The organism is Chryseobacterium sp. (assembly GCF_045629545.1).
Lineage (GTDB): Bacteria > Bacteroidota > Bacteroidia > Flavobacteriales > Weeksellaceae > Chryseobacterium.
Genome location: NZ_JAZQRK010000035.1, coordinates 1 through 2,615 on the forward strand (window position 1 = coordinate 1; position 2,615 = coordinate 2,615).

At 30.8% G+C, this 2,615-nt stretch carries 5 protein-coding genes; all 5 read left to right on the top strand.

All coding sequences use genetic code 11. The features are described 5' to 3' along the window. Positions 1-493: hypothetical protein (locus tag ACKI42_RS08285; protein WP_407404336.1), on the top strand; the 493-nt coding region annotated here is incomplete at its 5' end. Next, the gene (locus tag ACKI42_RS08290; RefSeq protein ID WP_407404338.1) at positions 490-843 is read left to right on the top strand and encodes a hypothetical protein; all 354 of its coding nucleotides are present in this window, start codon (positions 490-492) and stop codon (positions 841-843) included. The genes ACKI42_RS08285 and ACKI42_RS08290, both read left to right, overlap by 4 nt. Continuing rightward, positions 834-1,277, top strand: a complete 444-nt coding sequence (locus ACKI42_RS08295; protein ID WP_407404340.1) for an Imm42 family immunity protein — start codon at positions 834-836, stop codon at positions 1,275-1,277. The genes ACKI42_RS08290 and ACKI42_RS08295 overlap by 10 nt, the downstream gene beginning before the upstream one ends. Before the next feature lie 49 nt (positions 1,278-1,326). Then, the gene (locus ACKI42_RS08300) at positions 1,327-1,869 is read left to right on the top strand and encodes a hypothetical protein (protein WP_407404342.1); all 543 of its coding nucleotides are present in this window, start codon (positions 1,327-1,329) and stop codon (positions 1,867-1,869) included. 168 nt (positions 1,870-2,037) lie between these two features. Next, a partial coding sequence (locus ACKI42_RS08305) for a hypothetical protein (protein WP_407404344.1) occupies positions 2,038-2,615 on the top strand: 578 nt, incomplete at its 3' end.

Sequence of the window (2,615 nt, forward strand, 5' to 3'; positions counted from 1 at the left end):
AATTGTTTATAATGTCGTTCGAGTATTTAAAAATGAAGAAGAAATTGAAGAGCGCTACACTACTTATGAGTTTGCCGATTATTTGCCCAATTATATTCCGATTGCAGATGATTCTGGTGGTCAAGTAGCGGTTATTTCTACTAATGAAAAGGATACAAATGTGTATTTAACTTCTTATGGAACCTTGATAGAAAGTGATTTGGAAATATTGGCGAATGATTTAAACCATTGGATGAACCGAAAATTTTCGTTTGAATCAACCACTGAAAAAGCGAAACATCAAGAAGCCGAATTGTACATCACCAACATAGGTCCCAACAAAATGAAAATAGTGTCTTTACTGAAAGAAAATTTTAATCTTTCTGGTACTGAAGCGTTACAAATGAGCAAACAAGAGCATATATTTTTTCGGAAAGGTTATCTAAAATGGATAGAAAAGGATATTCATTATTTAGAAAGTTTAGGTGCAACAGTTGAAGTGGTAAAGACATGATAAAAAATTTGACCTACAATTACCACGATGCAATCCTAGAAACAATTTCATTAGAACACACTGATTTGGTGTTGACGATTGCATTATATTCCATCTTCTATCCTAATATGCTACAAATACAATTCACGATAAGTGGAATTACCAATATAATTACATGCGAAAAATGGATTGTGGAGGTAACGCTTGCTTTTCAAGAAGAAAATGAAGCTACATCAGGAGCCAGAATCAATGAAATTGATTTGGATAAAAACAATCAAAATCAACTGCTCGTTTCCATCGATTCCATCAAAACGGTAAAACTCAATTATGAATATTTTACAGAAATTTTAAATCCAACAACATGCTCATAAAACATCACGATGATTTTTTCGTTCAATGGGAAACTGTTTTTGTTGTAAACGATCATTTAAACTTAGGTATTTTCAATTTTTGGATTGATGATAAAGCCTATCCTGCTGCAGGAATTAATATCACATTGAATTCACTCTTTTACGAATTGGTTTCTGAAATTCCTATGATTGAGAATCTAGAATTGAACATAGGTAATCTTCCTATCGATGAAATTGATTTTGGTAATTATGACAACAATAATTTGGTTTGGATAAACTCTGGCGAATTATACCAATACGGTTTTGCCTTAGTTATTGGATTTGATGGAAATAGAGAACGGATATTTTTCACCAAAGATTATGAGAAAACGTATGAAGAAATTGTTCTTCCCAAAGGAACATTTTTGCAAATATTGAAAGACTTAAGTCAACATTCCTTCATGAAAAATAGCTAAATTCAGCTATTATTTTTAGTGATATTTTAGAGTAATTTTAAAAGAAAAAATGAAATTACTATATATACTCATGATATTTCCTTTTTTGAGCTGTTCTGCACAAAAAAAACTACAAATTGAAACCATTCTGACGCAACCCGCTCGTGTTACCTCTCAAGATCCAAAAACTGGTCGAGTGATTAACCGATCAACAAACATTCCCAAAACGAAACGAATAGAGCCCGCAATTATAATGCAGGCGCATAACGAAGACAAATTGACATTTATACTTAAAGGAAATATCTCATCTGGCGGGCTTTCCATTAACAATGTTAAAAAAATTAGATTTGAAAAAGGGGTACAATCTAGAGATACGCTAACCTTGAAGTATATTGTTGAGATTAAAAGAATTCCAGGTAAAGAAGGTGCAAATGTGGCTGGTTACAATTATACAAAAGAAGAAAGTTATAAAATTCCAGAGAATGCAAAGATTATTCGTGTGGAATTGTATCATGAACGACTAGATCGTAGCCATGATCAACACCTAGATGACAAAGAGAACCCTAAACTTGTGGCACAACAATTTTTTGATTTTAATAAAATCCAATACTAAGGCAATCAAAATCTACTTTTGCTTAAAGAATTAGAGTTTAATGAGTCTGGAATTTTAGAAATTGGATGTATGCTAATAGTAAGAAAGAACAAGATATTATATCTCTTGAAATAGTTCCAGAAAAGATTACGAATAAATTGACCCAATTTAATTGGAAATTATAAAAAAATGATAGAGTCACAAATTATACTAAATAAGAGTACCACAAAAGCGGTACAAAAAAAAAGGAATATTTCTAAAGTCATTTTTACAATAGTTTTACTATGTTCTCTTTTTGTACGTGCTCAGAGTTCGCAAGAATTTATTTGGGAAGAAAAAGTACAAGAGTATAAACTAATTGAGCGTTCAAAAGTAGTAGAGAAAAACAGTGCCAAAAAAATCTCATATGTTATTGGAAAAGAGGGAAACACCTACTATATTATTTTTGCTCATGAAAAGGGTTTGCATTTTTTGGAGGTAAATTCAGACTATATCCCAACAATTGAGGATAATAAAATTCAACTTTCAAAAAAACAGAAAAATATTTATAGGGTTGAATTTGGTATTACGAATAAAGAATTAACTTTTTATCTTCCAGATCATTTAAAACAGAAACTTCCTGTAAAGCAGTATCCTAAGATTGATTCAGATTTAGATGAAGATCAAAAATTAAAAAAAGTTCATATTTCATCAATCGAAGATTTTGATTTGTCATTCAAAGATCAAACATTTCCTATACAGTTTAAAATGTTACTATCATCGGAGCC